At 68.9% G+C, this 2,490-nt stretch carries 1 protein-coding gene; it reads right to left on the reverse strand.

What is annotated here, in order from left to right; translation table 11 throughout:
• Positions 1-139: 139 nt before the first annotated feature.
• Positions 140-2,490, reverse strand: a 2,351-nt coding sequence (locus ACJOT3_RS34040) for a transglycosylase domain-containing protein (protein WP_406977246.1), incomplete at its 5' end; no start/stop codon positions are given.

The following is a 2,490-nucleotide window of genomic DNA, read 5'->3' on the forward strand; positions in this document are numbered from 1 at the left end:
CAGAGCCATACGGGGACCAAGGCTACCAGCAGCGCGGGACCGGAATCGGCGGCCGTCTCCCGGGACGGGTTCCCCGGCACACGCGAAGGGGCCGGTGCGCGTCGCGCACCGGCCCCTCACTTCCGACCTCTGGAGGGGGTCAGTCGTCGCGGGTGCCAAGGATGGTCACCCGGCCGTTGTTGTCGTGCCGTCCGCCCTGACCGGTCTCGGGGTTCGTTTCACCGCCGGTCCAGCAGGGGTCGGTCGGCGGCAGCCCCCAGCAGTCCTCGGGATCGGTCGGCTCGGTCGGCTCGCCGTCACAGTTCTCCCAGATGGGATTGCAGTCGGGAGGCGTCGGGATCCCGGCGCAGTTGGGGTTCTCGTAATCGATGTCGCGCGGATCGCACGGCTCGTCGCTCTCCTCGGGGGAGGGCGTCGGGTCCGGCTCGTCGCTCTCCTCGGGGGAGGGCGTCGGGTCCGGGCTCGGCGAGGGCGCGAAGTACTGGTCCGTGCCCACGTTCGCGGCCGGCGGGAACTCCTGCCTCTCCAGTTCCATGATGTCGATGGCCTGGATCATGAACTCGCGCCACACGGTGGCCGAGGTGCGGCCACCGTAGACCGAGTTGTTCTCAAGACCGTCGAACTCCAGACCGACGTTGGCGTCCGCACGGCTGAGGCCGACCGCCACCGAGAGCTGGGGCACGTAGCCGACGAACCAGGCCGAGATGGCCCCGGAGGAGGTACCGGTCTTGCCCGCGACCGGGCGGCCGTCGGGCAGCGCGGCCTCGCCGCCACCGCCGTTGGTCACGACCTGGGTCAGGGCGAAGGTGACGTCGGCGGCGACCTGGTCGCTCATGGCCCGGGTCTCCATCGTGTCCGCGTCCTTGGGCGGGATCTCCTCGCCGCTGCTGTCGGTGACCTTGGTGACCATGTGCGCTGTGCGGTGCATGCCGCCGGCCGCGAAGGTCGCGTAGCCGCTGGCCTGGTCCAGGGCGGTGACCTGGTGGGTGCCCAGAGCGATCAGCGGCCCCTGGGTGGAGGTCGTGATCTGGTCCTCGTCCACACCGGCCTTGACGGCCATCTGGTCCACCGCGGCCGGGGTCACCTGCTCGGCGAGCTGCACGAACGGGGTGTTGTAGGAGTTCGCGGTGGACTCGATGAGGTCGACCGGGCCGTGGTCGGTCTTGTCGGCGTTCTCGACCGGACTCTCCAGCCCGTCGAAGCGCACGTTCGTGTCACCGTTCATGATGGTCCGGAGACTGATGTTCTGGCTGAGCGCCGTGGCGAGCACGTAGGGCTTGTACGACGAACCCGCCTGGGTGCGCTCGATCAGGGACTGGTTCAGCTCGACCCCCACGTCGGCACCGCCGCGGAAGGCCACGATCTCACCGGTGGCCGGGTTGATCGCGGTCAGGCCCTTGCGGGTGTCCTCGGGATGTCCGGGCAGGACGTCGAACGCGGTGTAGGCCGCCTCCATGAGGTCGGGGTTGAGGGAGGTCTCGACCTTGTAGCCCTTGGTGGCGATGTTGTCGGCGGTGAGGCCGTAGCGCTCGATGAGCTCGGAGACGACGGCGTCGCGCACGTAGCCGGGCTTGGGGTCGAACTCTTCCTCGACCTCCTCCTCGCCTTCTTCGCCCTCTTCACCGTCGTCGGAGCTGGGACCCCACTGGGTCGTGTCGGGGATCTCCAGGGCGTCGGCCTCGCTCCTGGTCATGCCCCGGTCGGGGTTCTCCTCGTTGATGGCCACCAGCTGGTCCCGGATGTAGGGCCAGCGCTCCTCTTTGAGGTACGTCTCGGTCCAGGGGCCCAGCTCCGAGTTCTCGAAGTTGGCCGGCATCTGGATGATCACGCCGAGGTAGGCGCCCTGGGCCGCGTCGAGCTCCGTCACGCTCGTGCCGAAGTACTGGCGGGCCGCCATCTCGATCCCCATGGCCTGGCGGCCGAAGTAGATCGTGTTGACGTAGCGTTCGAGGATCTCCTCCTTCTCCATCCGCTGGCCCAGCTTGATGGCGATGAAGATCTCGCGGACCTTGCGTTCGAGGGTGCCGTAGTTGTCGAGGTCGCTGTAGAAGTTGCGGGCCATCTGCTGGGTGATGGTGGAACCGCCGCCGGCCTCCCCGCGGGTGAGGAGGGCGCGGCCGATACCCGAGATGCTGATGCCCGGGTCCTCGAAGAACGTGTGCTGCTCGGCGGCGATGATGCCGTCGATGACCTCTTCCGGGATGTCGTCGTACTTGACCTCGATGCGGCGGACCTGGCCGGTGGTGACCGCGACGTCGCCGGTGTCCCAGAAGATCTGGGTGGCCGACATCTCGGCGTCGGCCTTGGCGGCGAGGTCCTTCGGTTCGGGCGCCTGCGCGTACAGGAGCGCGAAAGCCGCCACGCCGCCGATGATCATCAGGCCGAACGCCGCCAGCGCGGGCTTCCAGGCCTTGGAAAGGAACCGCTTCCACCAGGGACGGTCGTCCGGCTCGTCCTCGCCGCCGCGGCGGCGTCCGCCGCCGGAACCGC

It is taken from the genome of Nocardiopsis protaetiae (assembly GCF_045446735.1).
GTDB classification, from domain to species: domain Bacteria; phylum Actinomycetota; class Actinomycetes; order Streptosporangiales; family Streptosporangiaceae; genus Nocardiopsis; species Nocardiopsis protaetiae.